We start from the raw sequence: 26,827 nt of genomic DNA on the forward strand, positions 1-26,827 counted from the left end.
ACCGCTCACGTGGCGGTGCCGGCGAACTGCGCGGCGTAGAGCCGGGCGTACGCACCCTCGGCGGCCAGCAGCGTGTCGTGGTCGCCCTGCTCGACGATGCGGCCGGACTCCATGACGACGATGGTGTCGGCCTCGCGGATGGTCGACAGGCGGTGCGCGACCACGAACGACGTGCGGTCGCGCCGCAACCGGCCCATGGCCTCCTGCACGAGCGCCTCCGTGCGCGTGTCGACCGAGCTCGTCGCCTCGTCGAGCACCAGCACGGGCGGGTCGGCGTGGAACGCGCGGGCGATGGTGAGCAGCTGGCGCTGGCCGGCGCTGAGGCTCCCCCCGCCCTCGTCGACGACGGTGTCGTAGCCGTCGGGCAGCGTCCGGACGAGGTGGTCGACCGAGGCGGCCTCCGCGGCGCGCCTGACGGCGGCGTCGTCGACGTCGCCCACGCGGCCGTAGGCGATGTTCTCGCGGATGGTGCCCTTGAACAGCCAGGCGTCCTGCAGCACCACGCCGAAGCACCGTCGCAGCGCCTGGCGGTCCATCGTGGCGACGTCGACGCCGTCGAGCGTGATGCGTCCGGCGTCGAGCTCGTAGAAGCGCAGCAGCAGGTTGACGAGGGTCGTCTTGCCCGCGCCGGTCGGTCCGACGATCGCCACGGTCGCGCCCGGCTCGGCGACGAGGTCGAGACCCTCGATGAGCGGAGCGTCGGTGTAGGAGAACGCCACGTCGTCCAGGACCACCCGACCCCGCACGGGCTGCGTCGGCACGAGCGGCGCCGCGCCGCCGGGCCCCACGTCGGGACGCTCCAGCTCGGTGTCGAGCAGGGCCAGCACGCGCTCGGCCGAGGCCATGCCGGACTGCAGGAGGTTGACCATCGACGCGATCTGGGTGAGCGGCTGCGTGAACTGCCGCGAGTACTGGATGAAGGCCTGGACGTCCCCCACCGTGAGGCTGCCGGTCGAGACCCGGACCGCGCCGATCACGGCGACCAGCACGTAGTTGAGGTTGGAGACGAACATCATGAGCGGCTGGATGACGCCCGAGATGAACTGGGCCCGGAACGCCGACGTGAACAGGGCGTCGTTGCGGCGCTCGAACTCCTCCCGGACGTCGCGCTGGCGGCCGAAGACCTTGACCACCTCGTGACCCGTGAAGACCTCCTCCACGTGGCCGTTGACCTTCCCGGTGGCGGCCCACTGGGCGACGAACTGCGGCTGCGAGCGGCGCATGACCGCCTGTGTCAGCCACACGGCGAGCGGGATCGTGGCCAGGGCCACGAGCGCCAGCAGCGGCGAGATCCAGACCATCATGACGAGCGTGCCGACGACCGTGAGCAACGAGGTCAGGAGCTGGCTGATCGTCTGCTGCAGCGACTGGCCGATGTTGTCGATGTCGTTGGTGGTGCGCGACATCAGCTCGCCGCGCTCCGTGCCGTCGACGAACGAGAGCGGCAGCCGGTGCAGCGTGGCCTCCACGTCGTCGCGCAGGCCGCCGACCATCCGCTGCACGACGGCGGTGGTGAGCCGGCCCTGCCACCACATGAAGCCCGACGCCAGGACGTACAGCACGATCGCGCCCGCCAGCACCCAGCCGAGCTGCGTGAAGTCGATGCCCTGCCCGGGGCGCACGTCGGCACCGAGGAGCACGTCCGCGAGACGGTCCTGGCCGTCGGCACGCAGCCGCTCCACGACCTCGGCCTGGCTCGCGCCGGCCGGCAGCCGGCTCGACAGGTAGCCGCTGAAGACGAGGTCGGTCGCGTGCCCGAGGAGCCGCGGGCCGAGCACGGACAGGGTCGTGCCGATGACACCCAGCGCGGCGATGGCAGTGACCGTCGCGCGGTCCTGGAGCAGTCGTCGCCCGATGCGTCGCGCGGTGCCCCGGAAGTCCGACGCGCGCTGGGGCGCCATGGCTCCGGCGGCCATCGGCCCGCGTGGTCCGCCGCTCATCGCGCCTCCGCCTCGCTGAGCTGGGAGAGGACGATCTCGCGGTAGACCGCGCACGTGTCCATGAGGTCTCGGTGCGTGCCCGTGCCGACGACGCTGCCCTCGTCAAGGACGACGATCCGGTCGGCGTCGCGGATGGTCGAGACCCGCTGGGCGACGGTCACGACCGCGGCGTCGCGGGTCAGCGGCCTCAGGGCGTCCCGCAGCGCCGCGTCGGTGGCGTAGTCGAGCGCGGAGAAGGAGTCGTCGAACAGGTACACGAGCGGACGCTTCACCAGCGCGCGGGCGATCGCCAGCCGCTGCCGCTGACCGCCGGAGAAGTTGGTGCCGCCCTGCGAGACGGGTGCCTGGAGCCCCTCGGGCAGCGCCTCGACGACGTCGCGCGCCTGGGCCACGTCGAGTGCCTCCCACAGCTCGGCGTCGCTCGCGTCGGGACGGCCGTAGCGCAGGTTCGACGCCACCGTGCCGGAGAACAGGAACGCGCGCTGGGGCACCAGCCCGATCGCCGCCCAGACCGCCTCGGGCGTCATCGTCCGCACGTCCCGGCCGTCGAGCAGCACCTGCCCCGCGGTGACGTCGAAGAGTCGGGGCACGAGGTTGACCAGCGTCGACTTCCCGCTGCCGGTCGACCCCACGACCGCGGTGGTCTCCCCCGGTCTGGCCACGAGGGAGACGCCGTGCAGCACGTCCTGCTCGGCCCCTGGATACGCGAAGGAGGCGTCGCGCACCTCCAGCGCGCCGCGGGCCACGGGCGTGTCGTCGGCGTCGGGCGCGGCGACGATGCTCGGCTCGGTCTCCAGGACCTCGGTGATCCGCTCCGCCGACACCTCGGCGCGCGGCCAGAGCATGAGCATGAAGGTCGCCATCATGACGGCCATGAGGATCTGCACGAGGTAGTTCTGGAACGCGGTCAGCGTGCCGACCTGCAGGTCGCCCGACGCGATGCGGTAGCCACCGAACCAGGTGGCGGCCACGACCGAGACGTTCATGACGAGCATGACCGTCGGGAACATCAGTGCCATCACGCGCCCGGCCGCGACCGCGACGTCGACGTACGCCTGGTTGGCCCGCGCGAAGCGCTCGGCCTCGCGCTCCTCGGTGGCGAACGCCCGGACGACGCGGATGCCCTGGATCTGCTCGCGCATGACGTCGTTGAGGCCGTCGATCCGCTCCTGCATCTGACGGAACAGCGGACGCATCGTGCGGATGATGAGGCCCACGGCCACCACCAGGACGGGGATGACCACGACGAGCAGGCCCGACAGCTCGACGTCCTGGCGCAGGGCCATCGCGACGCCCCCGACCGCCATGATCGGGGCCGACACCAGGAGCGTCAGCGCCATGAACACGAGCAGCTGCACCTGCTGCACGTCGTTCGTGGCGCGCGTGACCAGCGTCGGCGCGCCGAAGTGGGCCAGCTCGCGGGCGGCGAACCCCTCGACCGCGTCGAACACGCCGGCGCGCAGGTCGCGGCCGAGCGCCATCGCCACCCGCGCCCCCACGTAGACGGCGACGACCGTGCACGCCACCTGCAGCACGGTGACGAGCAGCATCACGCCGCCCGTGGTCCAGATGCGTCCCACGTCGCCGCGGACGACGCCGTCGTCGATGATCTCGGCGTTGAGCCCCGGCAGGTAGAGGTTGGCGATCGTCTGCGCCAGCTGGAACAGCACGACCACGGCGATCGGTCCGCGGTAGGGCCGCAGGTGGCGGCGCAGGAGCGGGATCAGCACGACGTCAGACTACGTTGCCCCGAGCAACGGTCTCGCGGACGAGCCGCTCAGAGCAGGTCCCTGAGCTCCTTCGGCAGCTCGAAGTCCTGCGCGCCCTGCTGGCCGCCGAAGCCGAACGCCTCGGCGCCGTCCTTCGCGGCCGGCTTCTGCTGGGACGCCTGGGCCCGCTTGGCCGGGTTGCCCGACACGCGCTTGCCCTTCTTCTTCTGGTTCTGCGGCTTCTGGCGGGCGCCGGCCCGCTTGCCGACGCCGGGCATGCCGGGGACGCCGCCCATGCCGGGCATGCCCCCGCCCTTCGCCATCTGCTGCATCATCTTGCGTGCCTCGAAGAAGCGGGTGACGAGCTGGTTGACGTCCTGCACCGAGGTGCCCGAGCCCTTGGAGATCCGGGCGCGGCGCGACCCGTCGATGATCTTGGGGTCGTCGCGCTCCTTCGGCGTCATCGACAGGATGATCGCCTTCACCTTGTCGAGCTCGCGGTCGTCGAAGTTCGCGATCTGGTCCTTGAACTGGCCCATGCCCGGGAGCAGGCCCATGAGCTTGCTCATGGACCCCATCTTCGACAGGGTCTCCATCTGCTTGAGGAAGTCCTGGAGCGTGAAGGTGCCCCCGAGCATGCGCTCGGCGTCCTTCTCGGCCTGCTCGGCGTCGTAGACCTTCTCGGCCTGCTCGATGAGCGACAGCATGTCGCCCATGTCGAGGATCCGGCCGGCCATGCGGTCGGGGTGGAAGACGTCGAAGTCGGTGAGCTTCTCGCCCGTGGAGGCGAACATGATGGGCCGGCCGGTGATCTCGCGGACCGACAGCGCAGCACCGCCCCGGGCGTCGCCGTCGAGCTTGGTGAGCACCACGCCGGTGAAGTCAACGCCCTCGGCGAACGCCTCGGCCGTCTGCACGGCGTCCTGGCCGATCATCGCGTCGATGACGAACAGGACCTCGTCGGGGTTCACGGCGTCGCGGATGTCGCGCGCCTGCTGCATGAGGTCGGCGTCGATGCCGAGGCGTCCGGCGGTGTCGACCACGACGACGTCGTGCAGGGTGCGGCGGGCCTCGGCGATCGCGTCGCGGGCCACCTGCACGGGGTCGCCGACGGAGCGGGTGCCCTCGGCGCCCCCGTCGCCGCCGCCGGTGTTGCCGGCCTCGGGGGCGAACACGGTGACGCCGGCCTGCTGGCCGACGACCTGCAGCTGGTTGACGGCGTTGGGGCGCTGCAGGTCGCAGGCCACGAGCATCGGGCTGTTGCCCTGCTCCTTGAGCCAGCGGCCGAGCTTGCCCGCGAGCGTGGTCTTGCCCGCTCCCTGGAGGCCGGCGAGCATGATGACGGTCGGCGGGTTCTTCGCGAACCGGACGCGGCGCGTCTCGCCGCCGAGGATCGTCACGAGCTCCTCGTTGACGATCTTGACGACCTGCTGCGCCGGGTTGAGCGCCTTGGAGACCTCGACGCCCAGCGCGCGCTCCTTGACCCGCGCCGTGAACGCGCGGACCACCGGGACGGCGACGTCGGCATCGAGCAGGGCGAGACGGATCTCGCGCGCGGTGGCGTCGATGTCGGCCTCGCTGAGCCGTCCCTTGCCGCGCAGGTTCTTGAACGCGGACTGGAGGCGGTCTTGCAGGGAGTCGAACATGGGCTCCAGCCTACCGAGCGGGCCCGGCGACGCCGACGACCCCGGTCGGCCAAGCCCCGCGAACCAGCTCGCTCAGACCAGGGCCGCGTCGACCGCCTCGTGCAGCCGACGGGTGGCTGCCTCGTCGAGCGGCTCGCCGTCGGCGTCGACCACGTAGAAGACGTCGCGTGCCTCGTCGCCGTAGGTCGACAGGTGCGCCGAGCGGATCGAGCAGTCGACGGCGGCGATCGCGGCGCAGACCGTCCACACGAGTCCGCGGCGGTCCGCGGCCCGGACCTCGAGGAGCGTCGCCGACTCCGACAGGCCCGGCAGCACCCTGACGCGGGCCGGCAGCCCCTCCACCGGGGTGAGCGTCATGCGTCGCTCGAGCGGCACGTCGCCGGCGAGGACGGGCAGCAGACGCTCGCGCACCGCGCTGGCCAGGAGGTCGGGCCGGGCCACCTCCCACAGCGACACGGCCGCGTCGTCCTGGGTGACCACGCGCACCGAGCGCACGGCGAGACCCTGGAGCGCGAGCCCTCCGGCGATGAGGGCCATCACCCCGGGGCGGTCGGCGGTGACGACCGTGACGAGCGACCCGCCGTGGTGGTCGACGACGTCGAGACGGACCTCGCCCCGGCGCGCACGCGCCAGGGCGTCGGCGGACGGGAAGGGCAGCTCGGCAGGCCAGCCCTCGTACGCGTCGGACGTGGTCGCGGGCGCCGTGCCCGCGAGGTGCTGGTGCGTCTTGGCCACCAGCCCCTCGATCAGGCCGCGCCGCCACGAGGTCCACGCCGTGGGGCCGGTCGAGCGCGCGTCGGCCTGGGTGAGGCTGGCCAGGAGGTCGAGGAAGGCGGCGTCGCCGACGATCTCCGCCACGTTCGCCGCCGTGGCAGGGTCCTCGATGTCGCGACGGGTGGCGACCGTGCCGAGGAGCAGGTGCCAGCGCACGAGCCTGCCCACGACGGCGGCGTCGGCGGGCGGGAAGCCCCAGCGCAGCGCGACGGCCTCCGCCATCGGGGCACCGACCTCGCTGTGGTCGCCGGGCCTGCCCTTGCCGATGTCGTGCAGCAGCGCGGCGACGGCGAGGAGGTCGGGACGCGCGACGTCGCGGCGCAGCGTCGAGGCCACCACGCACGTCTCGACGCTGTGCCGGTCCACCGTGAACCGGTGCACCGGCGAGCTCGAGCCGCGCAGCCGCACGTCGGCCCACTCCGGCAGCCAGCGGTCGACCACGCCTGCGATGTCGAGCTCGTCCCACACCTCGACGAGACCGTGGCCCGCAGTGAGCAGGTCGACCAGGGAGCGGCGGGCCGCAGCCGGCCACGGCTCCTCGAGCGGCCCCAGGTCGCGCGCGAGGCGCTGGGCGGTCCCGGCCGCGAACGGGAGGCCGGCCCGGGCCGCGACGGCGGCGGCCCTCAGCGCGACGGCGGGGTCGCGGCGCGGGTCAGCGTCGGCGGTGAGCACGACCTCGTCGCCGAGCCAGCCGACGCCGGCGTCGACCTGCACCACCGCAGGCCCGGTGCGTCGCAGGCCGGGCCGGGGTCGCGGGCTCGCCCGCGGCGCGAGGACGGCGTCGAGCCGGCGCCAGGTCACGTCGGCGACGTGCGCGATGCGACGTCCGAGGTGGCGCACGTGCAGGTCGAGGGCCTGCGGCTCCATCCCGACGGCCTCGGCGACCGCCGGCACGTCCTCCATCGCGAGCCGGTCGGTGCGGCGCCCGGTGCTGGTGTGGAGCGCGTCGCGCACGTCGAGCAGCGCGGAGCGCAGCTCCTCGACCTCCGCGTGGGGCACGTCGACGAGCCACGTCGCGACGAGGGCGCGCAGGTCGACGCCGTCGCGCAGGCCTCCCCCGGACTCCTTGAGGTCGGGCACCGCGGCGTAGGCCAGCCAGCCCGAGCGCTCGAGCCGCTGGCGACGCCCGGCGCGCAGGTCCTCGACCCGGGTGCGCGCCTCGCGGCGCCAGTCGGCCAGCACGTGGGAGCGCAGCGCGAGGACGAGCCCAGCGTCGCCGGCCACCGTCCGCGCGTCGAGCATGCCCATGGCGGCGCGGTGGTCCTCCGCTGCCGTGGCGCGCATCTGCACGGCGTCGCGGACGGAGTGGTCGAGCGGGATGCGCGCGTCCCACAGCGGGTACCAGAGCGCCTCGGCGACCTCGCGGACCCGGTCCTCGGGCACGGCGGGGTCGTGCAGCAGGACGACGTCGAGGTCGCTGGACGGCGAGAGCTCGCGTCGCCCGTAGCCACCGACCGCGACGGCGACCAGGCCCGTGGGGTCGGGCCCGACCGCCGCCGTGAACGCGTCGGCGACCAGGCGGTCGGCGTCGTCGGCCCGGCGGCGTCGGTCGGAGGCGGTGCTCGGCGGGTGGCTCACGGCACCAGCCTGCCGCACCCGACCACCCGGGACGCACCGCAGCCCACGACCGGTGCGGTCGTGGGCTGCGGCGGGGTCGGGCGAGAGGTCAGAGGGCGGCCTCGTCGGTCTCGCCGGTGCGCACGCGCACCACCGAGTCGACGGGGACGACCCACACCTTGCCGTCGCCGATCTTGCCGGTCTGGGCGGCTGCCGTGATGGTGCTGACGACCGTCTCGACGTCGGCGGCGTCGACGACGACCTCCAGGCGGATCTTCGGCACGAGGGTGACGTCGTACTCAGCCCCGCGGTAGACCTCCGTGTGGCCCTTCTGCTGGCCGTAGCCGCTGGCCTCGGTGACGGTCATGCCGGCGACGCCGGCGGACGCGAGGGCCTCGCGGACCTCTTCCCACTTGTGCGGCTTGATGACCGCGGTCACGAGCTTCATCATCAGACTCCCGTCTTGAAGGGCGAACCACCGGAACCGCCGGTGTAGTCGTACGCGGACTCGAGGTGCTCGACCTGGTCGATGCCGGAGACCTCGTCCTCCGGGTCGATCCGGAAGCCGATCGTCATGTCGATCAACTTACCGATGATGTACGTGAGCACGAACGAGAAGACCATGACGACGACGGCGGCCAGCACCTGCTTGCCGAGCAGCTCGGCGTTGCCACCGTAGAAGAGTCCGTCGACGGGCGCACCGCCACCGGGCGCCGTCGTGGCGAGGAAGCCGATGAGGACGGTGCCGATGAGCCCGCCCACGAGGTGCACGCCGACGACGTCGAGCGAGTCGTCGAAGCCGAGCTTCCACTTGAGGCCGACCGCTGCGGCGCACACGACACCGGCGACCAGGCCCAGGATGACCGACCCGAACGGCGACAGCGCACCGGCGGCGGGCGTGATGGCGACGAGGCCGGCGACGGCACCCGACGCGGCGCCGAGGCTGGTGCCCTTCTTCTCCTTGACGAACTCGTAGGCGAGCCAGCCGACGATCGCGCCGGCGGTGGCCACCGCGGTGTTGACGAAGGCGAGACCGGCCAGGCCGTTCGCGCCGAGCGCCGAGCCGGCGTTGAAGCCGAACCAGCCGAACCAGAGGAGGCCGGCGCCCAGCAGCACGAACGGCAGGTTGTGCGGACGCATCGGGTCGCGCTTCCAGCCGGTGCGCTTGCCGAGCACGAGGGCGAGTGCGAGACCGGCCGCACCGGCGTTGATGTGCACCGCGGTGCCGCCCGCGAAGTCGACGGCCTCGAGCTTGGTGGCGATCCAGCCGCCCCCCTCCCCGTCACTGCCGCCGAAGTCGAAGACCCAGTGCGCGACGGGGAAGTAGACGACGGTGACCCACACGACCACGAAGACGAGCCAGCCGGAGAACTTCGCACGGTCGGCGATCGCGCCACTGATGAGGGCGACGGTGATGATGGCGAACATCAGCTGGAACCCGGCGAACACGAACTCGGGGATCGTGCCGTAGGCGGTGTCGACGCCGATGTTGAGGAACCCGAGCCGCTCGGTGCCGCCGATGAGGCTGTTGCCGCCGGGGCTGAACGCGAACGAGTAGCCGTAGAGCACCCACAGCACCGGCACGATGGCCAGCGCGGCGAAGCTCATCATCATCATGTTGAGCACGCTCTTCGCGCGCGTCATGCCCCCGTAGAAGAACGCGAGCCCGGGCGTCATGAGCAGCACCAGTGCGGCGCTGGCCAAGACCCAGGCGGTGTCGCCGGTATCCATGGAACCTCCGTGAGACGTGATGGGACGGCGCGCCTCCCGGCAGCGCCACGTCACACGATGGACGTCGGGGATTACCTCTGCGGCAGCGTCGCGTTTCGCTCAGGTCACGAGTTCGGCTCCTGCGTTACGGGCGTGTTACGTCCTCACGCCAGCAGCGCGTCGACGAACTCCTCGGCGTCGAACGGCGCGAGGTCGTCGGCCCCTTCGCCGAGACCGACGTACTTGACCGGGACGCCGAGCTCGCGCTGGACGGCGACGACGATGCCGCCCTTGGCCGTGCCGTCGAGCTTGGTGAGCACCACGCCGGTGACCTTGACGACCTCGCCGAACACCTGGGCCTGGCGCAGGCCGTTCTGGCCGGTGGTCGCGTCGATGACGAGCAGCACCTCGGTGACGGGTGCCTGCTTCTCGGCCACGCGCTTGACCTTGCCCAGCTCGTCCATCAGGCCCGCCTTCGTGTGCAGGCGACCGGCCGTGTCGATGACGACGACGTCGGCACCGGTCTCGAGGCCCTGCTTGACGGTGTCGAAGCCGACGCTGGCGGGGTCGCCGCCCTCGGGACCGCGCACGACGTCGACGCCGACGCGCTGGCCCCACGTGCTGAGCTGGTCGGCCGCGGCGGCGCGGAACGTGTCGGCCGCGCCGAGCACGACGGTGCGGTCCTCGGCGACGAGCACGCGGGCGAGCCGGCCGACCGTCGTGGTCTTGCCGGTGCCGTTGACGCCCACGACGAGCACGACGCCGGGCGTGCCCTCAGGGCCCTGCAGCGCGAGCGAGCGGTCGAGGGTCGGGTCGACGAGCGCGACGAGCTCCTCGCGCAACGCCCGGCGCGCGGCCTCGGGGTCGGTGATGCCCTCGACGCGCACCCGCGTGCGGAGCCGGTCGACGAGCTCGGTCGTCGGACCGACACCCACGTCGGCGGCAAGGAGCGTGTCCTCGAGCTCCTCCCAGGCGGCGTCGTCGAGGTCGGCCCGGCCGAGCACCGCGAGGAGGCCGCGACCGAGCGAGGAGTTGGAGCGGGCCAGCCTCGCGCGCAGGCGCACCAGGCGGCCCTGCGCCGGCTCCGGCCGCTCGACGGTGGTCGTCGGGGCGGTCGGCTGGTCCTTCTCGTCGGCCGGGACCTCCTCGAACGGCGGTTCCTCGTCCTCCGACGGGAGGTGGGGCTCCGGGTGCTCCGGGTGCTCGATGTACTCCTCGGTGATCGCGTCGAGGTCGCGCGGGGGCGGCAGCTCGCCCCGACCACGGCGCACGAGGAGGGCGGCGCCGCCGCCGAGGACGACGACGGCGACGGCGATGAGGGCGACGAGCAGCTCGGTGTTGGTCACCGGACCACCCTAGGACGTCGGACCGGCGACGGCCGCAGGTCGACCCGCTGCGGGTACCGCGCGACGACCTCCGGGGCGTGCGACACGACGACGACGGTGTGCTCGGGCGCCAGGGCGTCGACGTCGTCGAGCAGGGCGCGGGCGGTCTCGCCGTCGAGGTGCTCGGTCGGCTCGTCCAGCACGAGGACGCGGTGTCCCGCCAGCAGCATGCGGGCGAGACCGAGCCGCTGCCGCTCCCCGCCGGAGACGCGCGACCCGTCCTCGCCGAGCACGGTGTCGAGCCCGTCGGGCCACGAGGCGACCGTGTCGGCGAGCCGGACGCGGCCGAGCGCGCGCCACAGCGTGGCGTCGTCGGCGCGGGGGTCGGCGACGCGCAGGTTCTCGCGCACCGTGGTGTCGAACAGCACGGTGTCCTGCTGCATCCAGCCGACCACGGCGCGCACCTGCTCGCGGTCGAGGTCGAGCAGGTCGACGCCGCCCAGCCGCACCGTGCCGCTCCGGGCCGCGACCAACCGGGACAGCGTGGCCGCGAGCGTGCTCTTGCCCGACCCGCTGGGGCCGGTGACGACCACCCGCGCGCCCTCGGGCACGTGCACGGTGAGGTGCTCGACGAGGTCGGCGTCCCAGCCGAGCGTGACGTCCTGCAGGTCCAGGGCGAAGCCGTCGGGCCGGCGCGTACCGTCGAGGGGGGCCGGCATCGGGTCGCTGCCCCCCTCGAGCGCGACGAGCCTGCGGCGCGCGGCCTGCACGCGCGGTCGCAGCCGCTCGGCCTCCGCCACGGCGTCCAGCACGTCGACCAGCCCGACCGGCGCGAGGAGCAGCACGCCGACGAGCGGACCGGTGAGGCCTGCGTCGGCCGTGAGCAGCGCGGTCGCGAGCACGCAGGCCGCGCAGGAGACGAGCACCACGAGCGAGCCGAGACCTCCGGCCCAGGCTCGTCGCCGGTCCTGACGGGCGAGCGCGTCGACGGCGGCGTGCGCCCGGACGTCACGGCCTCGCGCGGACGCGTAGGCGACGAGGTCGGGTGCCGCCAGCACGAGCTCGGTCACGTCGGGCGAGAGCGCCGTCGGTGCGCTCCCTCGTAGGACCGCACGCGGTGGTCGATCCCGCGGGCGAGGGCAGCGTCGTGGGTCAGCAGCCGCTCGGCGTAGCGCAGCGCGGCGCGCGCGACCCCGAACATCCGCACCGAGGTGACGGCGACGATGAGGTAGAGCACCGGTGGCTGCTCCGCCGCGCGCACGACCAGCCAGCCCGACGTCAGCAGCAGCCCGAGCGAGCTCAGCTGCGCGAGCACGCCGAGCGCGCCACCCGCGGCGAGCCGGGTGCGCGACGATGCCAGCAGGCGCGACCGGCGGCTCACGGGGTCACCTCTCCTGCCGGCCCGGCCTGGACCACCTCGACCGGGCGGTCGACGCGCAGCTCCCGCGACGCCGCCGCCACGGTCTCGGCGCGGTGGGCGACGACGAGCACCGTCACGTCGCCCGACTCCTGCAGGCGGCACAGCGTCCCGAGGACGGTGCTCTCGCGCTCGGCGTCGAGACCGGCGGTCGGCTCGTCCATCAGCACGAGCCAGGCTCCGCCGTCGCGCACCCGCAGGAGCGCCCGGGCGACCGCGACGCGACGCCGCTCCCCCGCCGACAGCGCCTGTCCCTGCTCGCCGACCTCGCGTCGGGGAGCGAGGTCGGCCGCTCCTGCGTCGACGAGCGCCGACCGCACAGCCTCGTCCGAGGCGGCCGGGTGGCCGAGCCGGACGTTGTCCGCGACGGTGCCGGCCAGCAGGTGCGGGTCCTGCGGGACCCAGGCCACCTGCCGCCGCCACGCGTCCGGGTCGAGCTCGACCACGGGCACGCCGCCGACCCGCACGGAGCCGCTCGTGGGCAGCGCGAAGCCGAGCAGCACGGCGAGCAGCGTCGACTTGCCGGCACCGGACGGTCCCGTCACGGCGACGAACTCCCCCGGCTGCAGCGTCAGTCCTGGCAGCGCGAGGGCGGGCCGCTCGCGACCTGGGTGGACGACGACCAGGTCGCGCACCTCGACCGGCGCGGGACCCTCGACCACCAGGTGGCCGGTCCGCCGTTCGCCGTCGAGGAGCGTGAGGGCCTCGTCGGCCGCCGCCAGGCCCTGGGTGCTGTCGTGGAAGAGCGTGCCGAGCCGACGCAGCGGGAGGTACGCCTCCGGCGCGAGCACGATGACGAGCAGCCCGGTCGCGAGGTCGAGGTCGCCGGTCACGAGCCGCAGACCGGCCGCCACCGCCACGAGCGCGACGGACAGCGTCGAGAAGAGCTCGAGCACGAACGAGGACAGGAACGCGGTGCGCAGCGAGGCCATGGTGGCGCGACGGTGCCGCTCCCCCACCTCGCGGAGGCCGCGGCCGGAGTCGCGCCCGAAGCCCGTCAGCACGGTCAGCCCGGCGAGCACGTCGGAGAAGTGGCGGCCGAGCCGCTGCAGCTCGGCCCAGCGGCCGTCGAGGCGGTCGCGCGTCACCATGCCGACGAGGACGAGGAAGGTCACCACGAGCGGCAGCGTGAGCACGACGATCAGCGCCGACAGCGGGTCGACGGCGAGCAGCGTGAGGACCACGGCGCCCGGCACCAGCGCGGTCAGCACCACCTGCGGCAGGAAGCGGGCCACGTAGCCGTCGAGGGCGTCGAGACCCGTGTCGAGCAGCGTGGCGACGCGTGCGCTCGACGGCGCGGGGCCGGTGCGGCGCTGGTCGAGCACGGCGTCGACGAGGTCGTGGCGCAGCCCGGCCTTGACCGCCGCCGCGGCTCGGGTGCCCGTGGTCGCGTGCGCCCACGCGAGCACGCCGCGCGCCGCCACGACGCCCGCGAGTGCCGCGGTGGTCGCGGCGACGGAGGTCGGCGCGACGCCGTCGACGAGGGCGACGACGGTGGCCGAGAGCAGCCAGGCCTGACCGACGACGGCGACCGCAGCCACCAGGCCGAGCAGCACGGTGGCGACGAGGAAGCGCCGCACGGGTCGGGACCGGCGCAGCAGCCGGGGGTCGAGGGGTCTCATCCGCGCGGCTCAGGAGGTCGGCGCGAGGACGTCGTCAGGGATGTGGTGCGTCCCGATCCGCCGCCGGAACACCCAGTACGACCACGCCTGGTAGCCGACGACCAGGGGCGTGAAGGCCGCCGCGACCCAGGTCATGATCGTCAGCGTGTACGGCGTCGACGCCGCGTTCGTCGTCGTGAGGCTCCAGGACGGGTCGAGCGAGGAGACCATGACGTCGGGGAACAGCGCCGTGAAGAGCATGACCACCACCGCGGCGATCGACAGCGCCGTGCCGACGAAGGCCCAGCCCTCGCGCCGGGCCGACCGTGGCGAGCACCGCCGCGACGACCCCCACCCGCAGTGCCAGGACGCGCGCCCGCTCGCGGATGTCGCCGACCGTCTTCAGGCCGACGAAGACGGCGCCGTGCACGAGGAACACGGTGAGGGTGACGAGACCGCCGAGCAGCGCGTACGGGTTCAGCAGGTCGACGACGGAGCCGACGAACTCCTTGTCGGCGTCGATCGGCACGCCGCGCACCAGGTTGGCCAGCGCCACGCCCCACAGCACCGCGGGCACCACCGACCCGATGAGGATGCCGACGTCGCAGCGACGCTTCCAGACCATCGCGGGACGCTTGCTGCGGTACTCCAGCGCGACGATGCGCAGGATGAGGGCGACGAGGATGACGAAGAGCGGCAGGTAGAAGCCGCTGAACAACGTGGCGTACCACTCCGGGAACGCCGCGAACGTGGCCCCGCCGGCGACGATGAGCCACACCTCGTTGCCGTCCCACACCGGGCCGATGGTGTTCAGCAGCACGCGGCGCTCCTTCTCGTCGCGGGCCAGCACGGCGGTGAGCATGCCGACGCCGAAGTCGAACCCCTCGAGCACGAGGTAGCCGATCCACAGCACGGCGATGAGCACGAACCAGACGGTGGTGAGCTCCATGACGGTCTCCTGGTGCAGGGGGTGGGGCGGGTCAGTAGGCGAACGCGAGCGGCGCGTCCGGGTCGTCGACGAGCTGGGGCGGGTCGGCGTCGGGCAGGCCCTTGCGGATGTAGGTGAGCAGGAGGCGGAACTCGACGACGGCGAGCGCCGCGTACAGCGCGGTGAAGCCGACGAGCGTCGTCAGGGCCTCCCCCGCGCTGACACCCGGCGACACCCCGGCCGAGGTCTCCATGAGCCCGAACACGACCCAGGGCTGGCGGCCCATCTCGGTGAAGATCCACCCGAACGAGCTCGCCGCGAGCGGGAGGAACGGCAGGGCGACGGCGGTGCGCAGCAGCCAGCGACCCTCCCACGTCGCGAGCGACGGCAGGCGCCGGCGTCGGGTCGCCCAGAGCAGCCACGCGCCACCGACCATGGCGAGTCCACCCGCGGTGATCATCGCGCGGAACGTCCAGTAGGTCACCGGGATGTTCGGCGCGTAGTCGCCGGGTCCGAACCGCTGCTCGTACTCCTCCTGGAGGGAGTCGATGCCGCGGACCTCGCCGTCCCAGGTGCCGGTGCCCAGGAACGACAGGAGCCGCGGGATCTTGACCTCGAACAGCGGCTCGCTGCCGTCGAGGGTGCCGACGGTCAGCAGGGAGAACGACGCGGGGGCCTCGTCCTCGTACAGCCCCTCGGCCGCCGCCATCTTCATCGGCTGCACCTCGGTCATGACCTTGCCCTGGAAGTCGCCGGAGACCATCGTGCCGGCGCCGGCGACGAGCAGCACGACGGCGCCGAGGCGCACGGCGGTCCGGAAGGCCTCGCGCTCCTCCTCGTCCTCGCGACGTGGACCGCGCAGCATCTGCCAGAGCCCGACGCCGGCGACCACGGCACCGCCGACCATGAAGCACGCGAAGATCGTGTGCGGGAAGGTGACGAGCACGACCTTGTTGGTCATGACCGCCCAGAAGTCCGTGAGCTCGGCCCGGCCGGACTCCTCGTCCATGCGGTAGCCCACCGGGTTCTGCATGAACGAGTTGGCGGCCAGGATGAAGTAGGCCGAGAGCACGGTGCCGATCGCCGCGAGCCAGATGCACGCCAGGTGGACGGCCGGCTTGAGCCGGTCCCAGCCGAAGATCCAGAGACCGAGGAAGGTCGACTCCAGGAAGAACGCCAGCAGGCCCTCGATGGCCAGCGGCGCCCCGAAGACGTCGCCGACGAACCGCGAGTAGTCGCTCCAGTTCATGCCGAACTGGAACTCCTGGACGATGCCCGTCGCGATGCCGAGCGCGAAGTTGATCAGGAAGAGCTTGCCGTAGAAGCGCGTGAGCCGGAGGTACTTCTCGTTCCCCGTGCGGTGCCACGCGGTCTGCAGCATGGCGACGAGGAAGACCAGCCCGATCGTGACCGGGACGAAGAAGAAGTGGTAGACGGTCGTGATGCCGAACTGCCACCGGGCGATGTCGAGCGCTTCCATGCGACGCCTCCGCTGCGTGAACTACTACGTCTCGTAGTAACTACTACCGAGCGTAGGACTCGCGGCGTCGTCCCGGCAAGCCAAACTCCTACATCGCGTAGTAGATTAGGTCACATGCCCCCGTCCTCCCGCTCCCTCGGCTCCCTCGAGCGCTCCGTCATGGACGTCCTCTGGCGTGCCACCAGCGCCTTGACCGTCCGCGAGGTGCAGGAGCAGCTCGAGGCCGGCGGGTCCGCCGACCTCGCCTACACGACCGTCATGACGGTGCTCGACCGGCTCGGCGCCAAGGAGATGGTGAGCCGCGAGCGCGACGGGCGGGCGTTCCGGTACACCGCGGCGCTCTCCCGCGAGGCCGCCACAGCCGAGCTCCTGAACGCCACGCTCGACAGCTCGGGCGACCGCACCGCCGCGCTCGTGCACTTCGCGCGCACGGTCGACCCGGCCGAGGCCGCGGCCCTGCGCGCGGCGCTGGAGGAGATCGAGGCACCGGGCACGCCATGACGCCCCTGCTGCTCGGCGCGATCGGCCTCGCGCTGGCCCTCCCGGTCCCCGCGCTGCTCTCGCGCGCGGCGTGGCCCCGGCTCGCACCCGCCGCCGGCATCGTGCTCTGGCAGTCGCTCGCGCTCGCGGCCGTCCTCGCCATCTCCGGCGCCGCGCTGTCCACCGCGCTCTGGCTCGTGACCGACCCCGACCCCGCGCCGTGGCGGGTGGTGCTGCACGTCCTGATCATGGGGATCGGCGTCCTCGTCTGGGCGCGCTTCTGGTGGGCCGCCTGGCAGGTGTGGCGGGAGACCTCGCAGCGCCGTGCGCGGCACCGCGAGCTCGTCGACCTGCTGGGCGAGCCGCACGGCGCCCTGCCCGCCGTGCGCGTGCTGGCCGAGCAGACGCCGGTCGCCTACTGCATCCCTCGGCTGCGCGACCCGCGCGTCGTCATCTCCAGCGGCGCCGTGGCCTCGCTCGACGACGAGGCGCTGCGGGCGGTGCTCGAGCACGAGCGCTCGCACGTGCGCACGCGGCACGACCTCGTGCTCGAGGCCTTCGGCGTCCTGCACCGCGCCTTCCCCCGCGTCCTGCGCACCGATGCCCCGTTGCGCCAGAGCCAGGTGATGGTCGAGCTCATGGCCGACGACGCCGCACGCCGGGTCACGGGCGACCGTCCGCTCGCGCGGGCGATCGTCGCGCTCGCCGGTGGCTCCACGCCGGCCGGCGCGCTCGGGGCGGGCAGCGACGCGCTGGTGCGCCTCGAGCGGCTGCGCGACCCCGCCTCACGGAGTGCGCGGCGTGCCTCGGCGGTCGCGTCCGGCGTCGTCTCGGCCGTCGTCCTCGTCGTGCCGACGGTCTTCGTGGCGGTGCCGTGGCTCTACCACGCCGTCGAGGTGCTGCTCACGCGCTGAGCTGCGCTCAGCGCCGAAACAGCCGACGCAGGAAGCCGCCGGTGGCCGGCTCCGGCTCCTCGGCAGACGCCGCCGGCGGCGCGGGCTCGTCGTCCTGCACGTCGACGACGTCGAGGTCGACGTGCACGCCCAGGAGCGAGCCGTCGGCGGCCAGGGTCCGCCAGACGCGGTAGACGCCGTCGCCCCAGCCCGCGGTCGACAGCACGACGTTCTCCCCCGCCGTCGCCCGGGGAAGCCGGACGTCGATGCCGTGGCGGTGGACGCCGTCGTCGGGGTAGTGCAGCAGCTCGATCCAGCCGTCGAAGACCTCGTCGTACCAGGTCGAGCGGTCCTCCGGCATGCCGCGCTCGACGCTCTCGGCGTCGGCGAACCCCACCACGCCCGCGTCGACGGGGACGTCGCGCGCGGCGGCCCGCTCCACGACGGCGGGCTCGCCCTCGGCCAGCACGAGCGACAGGTACGCCACCCGCACGTGCGAGCCGTCCTGCGCGTCGGAGACGTCGGCCAGGGTCATCGCCACGGGGTGGTCGCCCCCGGGCACGTCGACCAGCACGCCCTCCCCCAGGTTCACGAGGGAGTCGCTCACCTCGAGCCGCCCGCTCGGGAGCCGCAGCACCCCGAGCCGCTCCACGGTCAGGGTCCGAGGGCCGTCGTCGGTCTCGACGACGCCGGTGCGCAGGGCGTGGAAGTGCTGCAGGTCCATGGCGTCCAGCCTGCCAGGCGCCGGGGGCGCCCCGCCACGCTCAGGTGAGCGGGGCCAGCGCGGCGCGCACGACGTCGGGCACCGGGGTGACCGTGCGGTCGGCGCCCGAGACGTACACGTGCACGAACCGCCCGACCGCTGCCGGCTCGTCGGACTCGCCCTGGAACAGGCCGATCTCGTACACGACGCTCGACGTGCCGAGCCGCGTCACGCGCAGGCCGGCCTCGACGTCGGCGGGGAAGCGCAGCTCGCGCAGGAAGCGGCAGCCGGTCTCCGCGACGACGCCGTAGGCGTCGAGCGTGCGGGGGTCGACGCCGTCCAGCTCGTGGGCCCGCTCGATGAGGTAGCCGTTCACCGCGGTGTCGAAGTAGGAGTAGTAGACGACGTTGTTGACGTGCCCGTAGACGTCCTCGTCCGCCCACCGCGTCGTGATGCGGCGCAGCACCGGGAAGTCGGCGCGTCGGGGCTCGGTCCGCTCCGGCCCGCTCACGCGGTCTCCTCCTCGCGCAGCCGCTGGCTGATGACGGTGGTGACACCGTCGCCCCGCATCGAGACGCCGTAGAGCGCGTCGCCGACCTCCATCGTCCGCTTCTGGTGGGTGATGACGATGAGCTGGGAGTTGGCGCGCAGCTCCTCGTAGATCTCGAGCAGGCGGCCCAGGTTGGTGTCGTCGAGCGCGGCCTCGACCTCGTCGAGGATGTAGAACGGGCTCGGGCGGGCCTTGAACAGGGCCACCAGGAACGCGACGGCGACGAGCGAGCGCTCACCGCCGGACAGCAGCGACAGCCGCTTGACCTTCTTGCCTGGCGGCCGTGCCTCGACGTCGATGCCGGTGGTCAGCATGTCGTCGGGGTCGGTGAGCAGGAGACGACCCTCGCCGCCCGGGAACAGGCGCGAGAACACGTCCTCGAACGCCGCCGACACGTCGACCCAGGCCTCGCTGAACACCTGCTGCACGCGCTCGTCGACGTCGGCGACGATGTCGAGCAGGTCCTGCCGGGTCCGCTTGAGGTCGTCGAGCTGCTCGGACAGGAACTGGTGGCGCTCCTCGAGTGCCGAGAACTCCTCCAGCGCGAGCGGGTTGACCTTGCCGAGCATGGCCATGGCCCGCTCCGCGGCCCGCAGCCGCTTCGTCTGCTCGGTCCGGTCGTACGGCCGGCCCTGCAGCGCCTCGTCGGTCTCTGCGGTGTCGTCGCTGGACTCGCCCTGCACCTCCTCGGAGGTCGGGGGCACGGGCTGGTCCGGACCGTACTCCGCGACGAGCGCCTCGACCTCGATGCCGAGCTCCTCGAGGGCGCGCGCCTCCAGCGCCTCGAGCCGCAGCCGCTGCTCGGCCCGCGCCATCTCGTCGCGGTGCACCGACGTCGTGAGTCCCTGCAGCTCCTCGGACAGGCTGCGCAGCCGGGCGCGGACGTCGCGGAGCTCGCTCTCGCGACCCGTGCGCGACTGCTCGATCCTCGAGCGCAGCGCCGCTGCCTCCGCGAGCGTCGTCTCGAGCCGGGCCAGCGCGACGTCGCCGACCGCGAGCACCGCCCGCGCCGTCTCGGCCTCGCGCAGCTGCTGCTCCCGGCGCAGCCGGGCCTGGATGCGTGCCTCGCGCTCCGCCGCGGCCGAGGCCACGAGCGCGGTCGCCTGGCCCTCGAGCGCCCGGGCCCGCTCCTCGTTGGTGCGCAGGGCGAGCCGCGCGTCGGTCTCGGCCCGGCGGGCCGTCGACGCCCGCTCGGCCAGCGTCTCGAGCGCCGACGTGTCGGGCTCCTCGTCGGGTGCCTCCTCGGCCTGCGCCAGCCGCACCTCCAGGTCGGCCAGGCCGCCGAGGTCGCGCTCGTGGGCCTCCTGGGCGGCGGCGATCGCGGCCGTGAGCCGCTCCGCCTCGCCCTTCGCCGCGCGGGCCGTGGACCCGAGCTGGCCGAGCGACTCCGCGACCGCCGACATCTCGGCGTCGGACTCGTGCAGACGCTCCAGCGCCGCGTCGACCCGCTCCTGTGCCGCGATCCGCTCCTGCGCCACGCGCTGGCCGTCGAAGCGCAGCGTCTCGAGCGCGCGCTCGGCCGCCTCGAGCTCCTCACGGGCCTGGTCGATCGCCGCCTGCACCTCGAGCAGGCTCTGCTGCGAGCTCGACCCGCCCGAGGCGAAGTGAGCCCCCAGCACGTCGCCCTCGCGGGTCACGGCGGTCACGTCGGACGCCTGGGCGACCAGGGCACGTGCCGCGGCGAGGTCGTCGACCACGGCCACCTTGAAGAGCAGCCGGCGCAGCGCCGCGACGAGCGTGGCGGGCGGCTCGACCACGTCGACCGCGTAGGTCGCGCCCTCGGGCAGACCGGGCCAGTCGCGGTCGTCGACGTCGGCCTCGCCGCCGAGCAGCAGACCGGCGCGGCCGAGGTCCTCGGACTTCAGCAGCTCCATCGCGGTGACGGCGGTGTCGACGTGGTCGACGGCCACCGCGTCGGCGGCGGACCCGAGGGCCGAGGCGATGGCCGCCTCGAAGCCGGGACGCACGGTGAGCAGGGCCGCGACGGATCCCAGCAGGCCGCTGATCTCGTCGGACGCGGCGAGCAGCGCGCCGGCGCCGTCCTTGCGTGCGAGGCCCGTCTCCAGCGCCTCGACACGCGCCGCGAGCGCCGCCTGCCGGCGGGACGCGTCCTGCTCGGCGACCTGCAGCTCCCGGGCGCGGCCCTCGACGTCGGCCAGCACCGCCTCGGCGGCCTCCAGCTCCTCGTCGAGCCCGGACTCTCCCTGGCTCAGGCCGGCGATCTCGCCCTCGCGGGCCGCGAACGCCTTCTGCGCCTCGTCGGCACGGCGCAGCGCCTCGTCGCGGGCGGCACCGAGCCGCTCGACCTCGGCGTCGGCGGCCTCGGCGCGGCTCTTGAGCGCGTTGACCTGGCCACGCAGGCGCGCCAGCCCCTCCCGACGGTCGGCAGCCGCACGCAGCAGACCGGCGACGCGACGCTCCTCCTCGCCGTAGGTGGCCTCGGCCTCGGTGCGCTCCGCGACGACCGCCTCGAGGGCGGCGCGCGCCTCCTCCACCGAGGTCGTCATGGCGCGGTGCTGCTCCTCGACGCGACGCGCCTCGGCCTCCAGCTCCTCGGGGTCGCGGCCGGTCGGCCGGTCGTCGGACTCCACGGCCGCCAGCCGCACCCGCTCGGTGGCGAGGCCGGAGGTGCCGCGCAGCCGCTCCCGCAGGCCCGACAGCGCGTACCAGGTCTCCTGGGCGGCCGACAGTGCCGGCGAGTCCTCGCGCAGCCGGTCCTCGAGCTCGGTCTCCTGCTGGCGCGCGGCGGCCACGGCGTGCTCGACGGCGGCCCGGCGCTCCTTCAGCGCCGCCTCGTCGGCCATCTCCTCGGCGATCGTCGTGCGGGCCGTGACGATGTCGTCGGCGAGCAGCCGGGCGCGGGCGTCGCGCACGTCGGCCTGGATGGTGACCGCGCGGCGGGCCACCTCGGCCTGGCGGCCGAGCGGCTTGAGCTGACGGCGCAGCTCGGTCAGCACGTCCTGCAGCCGCGTGAGGTTGCCCTGCGTCGCGTCGAGCTTGCGCAGCGCCTTCTCCTTGCGCTTGCGGTGCTTGAGGACGCCGGCCGCCTCCTCGACGAAGCCGCGCCGGTCCTCGGGCGTCGCGCGCAGCACGGAGTCGAGCTGGCCCTGGCCCACGATCACGTGCATCTCGCGGCCGATGCCGGAGTCGCTCAGCAGCTCCTGCACGTCGAGCAGACGGCAGCTGGTGCCGTTGATCGCGTACTCCGAGCCGCCGTTGCGGAACATCGTGCGCGAGATCGTGACCTCGCTGTACTCGATGGGCAGGGCGCCGTCGGTGTTGTCGATGGTCAGGACGACCTCGGCCCGACCCAGCGGCGGGCGTCCCGACGTGCCCGCGAAGATGACGTCCTCCATCTTGCCGCCGCGCAGCGACTTCGCGCCCTGCTCGCCCATGACCCAGGCGAGGGCGTCGACGACGTTGGACTTGCCGGAGCCGTTCGGCCCGACGACGCACGTGATGCCGGGCTCCAGCTCGAGCGTGGTGCTGGACGCGAACGACTTGAAGCCGCGCAGCGTGAGGCTCTTCAGGTACACGCGATCACCCTAGTGCGTCGGCGCGGCACGACCGCCGACGCGCGGCGGCGTCCCCTCCCGGGGACTCAGTGCGAGAGCGGCTCGAGCAGGTCGCCGGCGGTGACCTCGTCGACACGCTCGGCGAGGGTGCGCAGCAGACCGTCGTTCTCGACGTTGAGGCGCAGCACCTCGGCCTCGAGGTCAGCGACCCGACGTCGGAGTCGGGCGGTCTCGTGCAGCTGGTCGACGGTGGGTCCACCGACGAATCCGACGAGGGCCTTGGCCATGGGTGTTCCTCCGCAGGAGATCGCGGCTCCGGCGCGGGTGCCGGGCGGCGGGACGGTTGTACAGCGGCGGCTGCGTCTCAGAGTGTCCCACCGTCCCCCGACCCGGGTCAAACACGCCAGGACGGGCGACGGCCTAGGCTGCCGGACGTGGACGCGTCCCTCTTCCGACCGGTCTCCGAGCCCTGGACGCCGGTCTCCCCCGCCCTCGCCACGCGACGTCGCCTCGTGCTCGCCGCACCTCTCGCCGTCCTCGGCGTGGTGGCCGTCGCCGGGGCCGCGCTCGGCCCCGCCGCGGGCGTCCCGACCGGCTGGGTCGTGCTGCTCGCCGCGGTCGCCGTGGTGCTGCTCGGGGCCGCCGCGGCGCTGTGGTGGTGGGCCGAGCGGAACCGCCGGTCGTGGGGCTGGGCGGAGTCGCAGGACGACCTGCTCGTGACGTCGGGGGTCATGTTCCGCCGGCTCGTCGTGGTGCCCTACGGACGCGTGCAGTTCGTCGACGTCGAGGCCGGTCCCGTCGAGCGCCGCCTCGGCATCACCCGCGTGACCCTGCACACCGCGAGCACCACGAGGCCCGACGCCTGCGCGACCGGCTCACCGACCTCGGGCGGGCGCACGATGCCGGGGTCTGAGCCGGGCGGAGCCCCCGCCGCCGCGGCCGAGCTGCGGGTCGGGCGCCGCACGCATCCGCTGACCGGTGTGGTCCAGGGCGGGCTGTGGGCGGGCGCGGCCGTCGTCGGCCTCGGCGCCTCGTTCCTCCAGGGCGACCGCTGGGAGGGTGTGCCCTGGTGGGTCGCGGTGCTGGCCGTCGTCGGGGGCGGGCTCGTGGTCGGCGAGCTCGCCGGACTCGTGTCGTGGTGGTTCACTCGCTTCGTCGTCGACGACGAGGAGCTGCGCATCGACAGCGGCGTCCTCACGCGGCGCTCGCGCCGGGCCGCGTTCGAGCGGATCCAGTCCGTCGACGTCGCGGAGCCGCTGCTCGCGCGGGTGGTCGGACTCGCCGAGGTGCGGGTCGACCTCGCCGGCGGCGACGAGTCGCGCCTCGTCGTGCGCTTCCTGCCGCTCGCCGAGGCGCGCGACGTGCGTCGTCTGCTGCTGCGGCGGGCGCACGGCGCGCAGGGCGACGGACCCGACGACGCCCTGCCCGACCACGACGGTGGTGAGCTCATCACGCGCGTGCCGCCGGAACGCACCCTGCTGGGCGCGCTGCTCAGCCTCGACCTGCTGGCGGCGGTGGCCGCGCTCGTCGCGATCCTGCTCGCCGCGCTCGGCTTCGGCGCACCGCTCGTCGTCCTCGGTGGCGTGCTGCCGGCGCTGTCCTGGGCGGCACAGGTCGTCGCACGGCGCGTGGTCGCCGAGTGGGGCTTCGTCCTCTGGCGCACGCCGCACGGGCTGCGGATCGAGCGCGGTCTGCTCTCGCTGACGGCCCAGACCATCCCGTACGCCCGGGTCCAGGGCGTGGCCGTCGTGGAGCCCGTCCTCTGGCGCCGACTGGGGTGGTGCCGGCTCGAGGTCGACGTGGCCGGACGGGCGGGCTCCGACGACGGCGACCTCGACACGACGCTGCTGCCGATCGCCGACCGCGCGCTCGCCGCAGCCCTCGTGGCCGAGCTCGTGCAGGACGCCGGCCCGGACGACGAGGTCGTCACCGTGCGCGCGAGCCGACGCTCCTGGCCGTTCGCACCGGTCGGCTGGCGGTTCCGCTCGTTGTCCCTCGGCCGGCGTCGCGCCAGCTCGACCACGGGGTGGCTGCACCGACGCACCAGTCACGCGCCGCACGCGAAGGTGCAGTCGTTCGCGCTGCGGCAGGGACCGCTCCAGCGACTGCGCGACCTCGCCACGGTCGAGCTGCACACGCCCGACGGACCGGTCGACGTCGACGTGCACCACGTCGATGCGGCACAGGCGCGCGGCGTCGTGCTGCGCGCCGTCGACGTGGCGCGGGACGAGCGTGCGCAGACGGCGACCGTGGGGTCAGCCTCCGCTGGACGCGTCCTCGGCGCCGGCGTCGACGGTGCCGACGAGGTCCCGTGAGCTGAGCCAGCCGTCAGGGAGGGCCACCGTGCGCGGGCTGCCCTGGCGGCCGCGCGGTGTGCCCAGCTCGGCCACGGGGTACGGCTCGTCGGGGTCGAGGTCGGCCAGCAGCGCGTCGAGCGCGGCGTAGGAGGAGACGCCCCCGAGCTCGCTGCGCACCCGCGACCCTGCGGGGAAGCCCTTGAGGTACCAGGCGACGTGCTTGCGGAACTCCACGCAGCCGCGCTCCTCGCCCAGCCAGTCGCCCAGCAGCTCGGCGTGGCGTCGCATCACGGAGGTGACCTCGCCGAGGGTCGGCAGCACGGGCCCCGACGCGTCGGGCGACGGGCCGAGCGCCGCGGCGAGGTCGCGGAAGAGCCACGGGCGACCCAGGCAGCCTCGGCCGACCACGACGCCGTCGCAGCCGGTGCTCTGCATCATGCGGACGGCGTCGCCGGCCTCCCACACGTCGCCGTTGCCGAGGACCGGGATCGAGACGGCGGCCTTCAGCTCGCCGATGGTCTCCCAGCGCGCGTGGCCGGAGTAGTGCTGGGCGGCGGTGCGCGCGTGCAGGGCGATCGCGGCGCAGCCGGCGTCCTCGGCGATGTGCCCCGCGTCGAGGTAGGTCAGGTGGTCCTCGTCGATGCCGAGGCGGGTCTTCATGGTCACCGGGACCCCGTACGGCTGCGCGGCGGCGACCGTCGACTCCAGGATGCGACCGAGCAGGTTGGCCTTCCACGGCAGCGCCGCGCCCCCGCCCTTGCGGGTGATCTTCGGCACCGGGCAGCCGAAGTTGAGGTCGACGTGCTCGACGCCGTGGTCGGCGCAGAGCACCTCGACCGCGCGGCCCATCACGTCGGGGTCGACGCCGTACAGCTGCACCGAGCGCACCGACTCGTTGTCGGCGAAGGTCAGCATCGACAGGCTCGTCGCGTCGCCCTCGACCAGACCGCGCGACGTGATCATCTCGCAGACGTACAACCCGGCGCCCTGCTCCGCGCACAGACGACGGAAGGCGACGTTGGTGACACCGGCCATCGGGGCGAGCACGACCGGCACCTCGACCTCGAGGTCGCCGAGACGCAGCGGGCGCGGGAGGAAGACGTCGCTCGAGCCCTGCGTGCCTGGCTCCGTGACGATCGTCGTCGCGGTCGTGGTGGTGGTCATCGCCCACCAGTGTCCCAGACGCACGCAGGGCCGGCGCCGACCGTCGTCGGACGCCGGCCCTGGTGCGCTCCCCACGACCGGCACGACCCGAGCGGGAGAACCTCGGCGCAGAAAGAACATTGAGGATCGAGAAAGAACATCGCGTCGGGTCCCTCGTCAGGGTGCCGGTCAGTCCTTCGGGCGCCACCGGACAGCCGACGCGGCATCGCCCGGCTGGAGGTCGACCGAGCGCAGCGAGGTCCCCCGTGGCAGCAGGTAGATGAAGCAGAGGTCGGCGCTGGCGCCGGCGAGGAAGCGCTTCGGCAGCGCCGACGACGGGCACGGCCGGAACCGCCCCACCAGCTCGCTCGCCGGGTAGACGACGTCGTCGTCCGCGTGCGCCAGCAGGGGCAGCGACGACCCGCCCAGGCCGGCGGGACCGTCGTTGCGCACCGTCGCATCGACGTAGTACGGCGTCGCGTCGCGGCTCCGCTCGTCGAGCGTGAAGAACCGGAAGTCCTTGATCGAGCCGCGCCGCACCTTCTCGACCGTGACGGTCACGGCGCTCGCCGCACCGTCGCCGAGGTCGATGACGACCGTGCCCTCGTCGCCGACGTCGAGCCTGCTGCCCGGGTCGGTCAGCGTGACGCCGTCCGGGACGTCGAAGCCCGACGGCGACGGTGCCGGCTCGGCCTGCGCCTCGCCGTCGGAGCGCGAGCACCCGGACACGACCAGCCCGACGGCCAGTGCGGCCAGCACCGGGACCCGCGCGACGTCCCGGAGGGACGTGCGACGGGAACGGGGTGCCGGGCGCAGGCTCACGCCCCGATTGTGTCCCGAGGGCGGTTCAGCAGCCGGGCAGACGCGCCGCGAGCCACTCGCGCACCTGCGTCAGGCCGACCCGCTCCTGCTGCATGGTGTCGCGGTCGCGGATCGTGACGGCCTGGTCGTCGAGGGTGTCGAAGTCGACCGTGATGCAGAACGGCGTGCCGATCTCGTCCTGGCGGCGGTACCGCTTGCCGATCGCGGCGGCGTCGTCGAACTCCACGTTCCAGAAGCCGCGCAGCTCCTGCGCCAGGCCCTTGGCCGTCGGCGACAGCTGCTCGTTGCGCGACAGCGGCAGCACGGCCGCCTTGGCCGGCGCGAGCCGCGGGTCGAG

At 73.6% G+C, this 26,827-nt stretch carries 21 protein-coding genes and 1 pseudogene; 3 read left to right on the plus strand and 19 right to left on the minus strand.

Translation table 11 applies throughout. The features are described from left to right. Window positions 1–5: 5 nt before the first annotated feature. The 12 genes and pseudogenes from A6Q81_RS11125 to A6Q81_RS11180 all read right to left on the minus strand — a co-directional run bounded on the left by A6Q81_RS11125 (window position 6) and on the right by A6Q81_RS11180 (window position 16,087). On the minus strand, window positions 6–1,940 hold the full coding sequence (locus tag A6Q81_RS11125; RefSeq protein ID WP_236749844.1) for an ABC transporter ATP-binding protein: 1,935 nt from the start codon (window positions 1,938–1,940) through the stop codon (window positions 6–8). Next, on the minus strand, window positions 1,937–3,670 hold the full coding sequence (locus A6Q81_RS11130) for an ABC transporter ATP-binding protein (protein WP_067856584.1): 1,734 nt from the start codon (window positions 3,668–3,670) through the stop codon (window positions 1,937–1,939). Before A6Q81_RS11130 ends, A6Q81_RS11125 begins: the two co-directional genes overlap by 4 nt. A 47-nt stretch (window positions 3,671–3,717) precedes the next feature. Continuing rightward, window positions 3,718–5,295 carry a signal recognition particle protein gene (ffh, locus tag A6Q81_RS11135; RefSeq protein WP_067856581.1) on the minus strand — a complete coding sequence of 526 codons (1,578 nt, stop codon included), beginning with the start codon at window positions 5,293–5,295 and terminating at the stop codon, window positions 3,718–3,720. 72 nt (window positions 5,296–5,367) lie between these two features. After that, window positions 5,368–7,647: a [protein-PII] uridylyltransferase gene (locus A6Q81_RS11140; protein ID WP_286690470.1), complete on the minus strand. Its 2,280-nt coding sequence runs from the start codon at window positions 7,645–7,647 to the stop codon at window positions 5,368–5,370. A gap of 88 nt (window positions 7,648–7,735) precedes the next feature. Next, a complete protein-coding gene (locus A6Q81_RS11145) occupies window positions 7,736–8,074 on the minus strand; it encodes a P-II family nitrogen regulator (RefSeq protein ID WP_067856575.1) in 339 nt (112 codons plus the stop codon). 2 nt (window positions 8,075–8,076) lie between these two features. Then, window positions 8,077–9,357: an ammonium transporter gene (locus A6Q81_RS11150; RefSeq protein WP_286690471.1), complete on the minus strand. Its 1,281-nt coding sequence runs from the start codon at window positions 9,355–9,357 to the stop codon at window positions 8,077–8,079. A 143-nt stretch (window positions 9,358–9,500) separates the two neighbouring features. Continuing rightward, window positions 9,501–10,682 (minus strand): signal recognition particle-docking protein FtsY, encoded by a 1,182-nt coding sequence (ftsY, locus tag A6Q81_RS11155; RefSeq protein WP_067856573.1) that lies wholly within the window; start codon window positions 10,680–10,682, stop codon window positions 9,501–9,503. Beyond that, window positions 10,679–11,731 carry an amino acid ABC transporter ATP-binding/permease protein gene (locus A6Q81_RS11160; protein WP_286690472.1) on the minus strand — a complete coding sequence of 351 codons (1,053 nt, stop codon included), beginning with the start codon at window positions 11,729–11,731 and terminating at the stop codon, window positions 10,679–10,681. The genes ftsY and A6Q81_RS11160 overlap by 4 nt, the downstream gene beginning before the upstream one ends. Beyond that, window positions 11,728–12,042, minus strand: coding sequence for a hypothetical protein (locus A6Q81_RS11165; protein ID WP_286690473.1), 315 nt, complete (start codon window positions 12,040–12,042; stop codon window positions 11,728–11,730). The genes A6Q81_RS11160 and A6Q81_RS11165 overlap by 4 nt, the downstream gene beginning before the upstream one ends. Continuing rightward, complete coding sequence (gene cydD, locus A6Q81_RS11170) at window positions 12,039–13,700, minus strand: thiol reductant ABC exporter subunit CydD (RefSeq protein WP_286690474.1); 1,662 nt, start codon at window positions 13,698–13,700, stop codon at window positions 12,039–12,041. Before cydD ends, A6Q81_RS11165 begins: the two co-directional genes overlap by 4 nt. Window positions 13,701–13,709: 9 nt before the next feature. Further along, window positions 13,710–14,628 (minus strand): annotated as a pseudogene (cydB, locus tag A6Q81_RS11175) (cytochrome d ubiquinol oxidase subunit II). A gap of 31 nt (window positions 14,629–14,659) precedes the next feature. Beyond that, window positions 14,660–16,087, minus strand: coding sequence for a cytochrome ubiquinol oxidase subunit I (locus A6Q81_RS11180; RefSeq protein WP_286690475.1), 1,428 nt, complete (start codon window positions 16,085–16,087; stop codon window positions 14,660–14,662). A 114-nt stretch (window positions 16,088–16,201) separates the two neighbouring features. Between A6Q81_RS11180 and A6Q81_RS11185 the strand changes: the two genes are divergently transcribed. Together A6Q81_RS11185 and A6Q81_RS11190 are read left to right on the plus strand one after the other, a co-directional pair. Further along, window positions 16,202–16,588 (plus strand): BlaI/MecI/CopY family transcriptional regulator, encoded by a 387-nt coding sequence (locus A6Q81_RS11185; protein ID WP_067856566.1) that lies wholly within the window; start codon window positions 16,202–16,204, stop codon window positions 16,586–16,588. Further along, on the plus strand, window positions 16,585–17,481 hold the full coding sequence (locus A6Q81_RS11190; RefSeq protein WP_286690476.1) for a M56 family metallopeptidase: 897 nt from the start codon (window positions 16,585–16,587) through the stop codon (window positions 17,479–17,481). The genes A6Q81_RS11185 and A6Q81_RS11190 overlap by 4 nt, the downstream gene beginning before the upstream one ends. Window positions 17,482–17,488: 7 nt before the next feature. On the opposite strand, the gene A6Q81_RS11195 is transcribed toward A6Q81_RS11190, so the two are convergent. From A6Q81_RS11195 to A6Q81_RS11210, 4 genes are all read right to left on the minus strand, one after another. Beyond that, a complete protein-coding gene (locus A6Q81_RS11195; RefSeq protein ID WP_286690477.1) occupies window positions 17,489–18,184 on the minus strand; it encodes a DUF4241 domain-containing protein in 696 nt (231 codons plus the stop codon). A 40-nt stretch (window positions 18,185–18,224) separates the two neighbouring features. Then, the gene (locus A6Q81_RS11200; protein ID WP_286690478.1) at window positions 18,225–18,674 is read right to left on the minus strand and encodes an acyl-CoA thioesterase; all 450 of its coding nucleotides are present in this window, start codon (window positions 18,672–18,674) and stop codon (window positions 18,225–18,227) included. Then, window positions 18,671–22,249, minus strand: a complete 3,579-nt coding sequence (gene smc, locus A6Q81_RS11205) for a chromosome segregation protein SMC (RefSeq protein WP_286690479.1) — start codon at window positions 22,247–22,249, stop codon at window positions 18,671–18,673. The genes A6Q81_RS11200 and smc overlap by 4 nt, the downstream gene beginning before the upstream one ends. A gap of 65 nt (window positions 22,250–22,314) precedes the next feature. Continuing rightward, window positions 22,315–22,515, minus strand: a complete 201-nt coding sequence (locus A6Q81_RS11210) for a hypothetical protein (protein WP_067856552.1) — start codon at window positions 22,513–22,515, stop codon at window positions 22,315–22,317. Between the two features lie 147 nt (window positions 22,516–22,662). On the opposite strand from A6Q81_RS11210, the gene A6Q81_RS11215 reads away from it, so the two are divergent. Beyond that, entirely contained in the window at window positions 22,663–24,543 is a 1,881-nt protein-coding gene (locus A6Q81_RS11215) for a PH domain-containing protein (protein WP_286690480.1), read from the plus strand. Here the strand turns inward: A6Q81_RS11215 and dusB are convergent. From dusB to A6Q81_RS11230, 3 genes are all read right to left on the minus strand, one after another. Further along, window positions 24,484–25,689 (minus strand): tRNA dihydrouridine synthase DusB, encoded by a 1,206-nt coding sequence (gene dusB, locus A6Q81_RS11220; RefSeq protein ID WP_083516326.1) that lies wholly within the window; start codon window positions 25,687–25,689, stop codon window positions 24,484–24,486. The genes A6Q81_RS11215 and dusB overlap by 60 nt on opposite strands. 168 nt (window positions 25,690–25,857) lie before the next feature. Then, window positions 25,858–26,490 (minus strand): hypothetical protein, encoded by a 633-nt coding sequence (locus tag A6Q81_RS11225; RefSeq protein ID WP_286690481.1) that lies wholly within the window; start codon window positions 26,488–26,490, stop codon window positions 25,858–25,860. A 25-nt stretch (window positions 26,491–26,515) separates the two neighbouring features. Next, window positions 26,516–26,827, minus strand: a 312-nt coding sequence (locus tag A6Q81_RS11230) for a His/Gly/Thr/Pro-type tRNA ligase C-terminal domain-containing protein (protein WP_286690482.1), incomplete at its 5' end; no start/stop codon positions are given.

This window comes from Aeromicrobium sp. REDSEA-S38_B2, from assembly GCF_001628525.1.
Taxonomy (GTDB): domain Bacteria; phylum Actinomycetota; class Actinomycetes; order Propionibacteriales; family Nocardioidaceae; genus Aeromicrobium; species Aeromicrobium erythreum.

What these genes read in the sequence shown, in the direction of transcription:
- A6Q81_RS11125 (WP_236749844.1), bottom strand. Translation starts at nt 1,940, where the DNA reads ATGAGCGGCGGACCACGCGGGCCGATGGCCGCCGGAGCCATGGCGCCC.
- ffh (WP_067856581.1), bottom strand. Translation starts at nt 5,295, where the DNA reads ATGTTCGACTCCCTGCAAGACCGCCTCCAGTCCGCGTTCAAGAACCTG.
- A6Q81_RS11145 (WP_067856575.1), bottom strand. Translation starts at nt 8,074, where the DNA reads ATGAAGCTCGTGACCGCGGTCATCAAGCCGCACAAGTGGGAAGAGGTC.
- A6Q81_RS11150 (WP_286690471.1), bottom strand. Translation starts at nt 9,357, where the DNA reads ATGGATACCGGCGACACCGCCTGGGTCTTGGCCAGCGCCGCACTGGTG.
- cydD (WP_286690474.1), bottom strand. Translation starts at nt 13,700, where the DNA reads ATGAGACCCCTCGACCCCCGGCTGCTGCGCCGGTCCCGACCCGTGCGG.
- A6Q81_RS11180 (WP_286690475.1), bottom strand. Translation starts at nt 16,087, where the DNA reads ATGGAAGCGCTCGACATCGCCCGGTGGCAGTTCGGCATCACGACCGTC.
- A6Q81_RS11185 (WP_067856566.1), top strand. Translation starts at nt 16,202, where the DNA reads ATGCCCCCGTCCTCCCGCTCCCTCGGCTCCCTCGAGCGCTCCGTCATG.
- A6Q81_RS11190 (WP_286690476.1), top strand. Translation starts at nt 16,585, where the DNA reads ATGACGCCCCTGCTGCTCGGCGCGATCGGCCTCGCGCTGGCCCTCCCG.
- A6Q81_RS11195 (WP_286690477.1), bottom strand. Translation starts at nt 18,184, where the DNA reads ATGGACCTGCAGCACTTCCACGCCCTGCGCACCGGCGTCGTCGAGACC.
- A6Q81_RS11210 (WP_067856552.1), bottom strand. Translation starts at nt 22,515, where the DNA reads ATGGCCAAGGCCCTCGTCGGATTCGTCGGTGGACCCACCGTCGACCAG.
- dusB (WP_083516326.1), bottom strand. Translation starts at nt 25,689, where the DNA reads ATGACCACCACCACGACCGCGACGACGATCGTCACGGAGCCAGGCACG.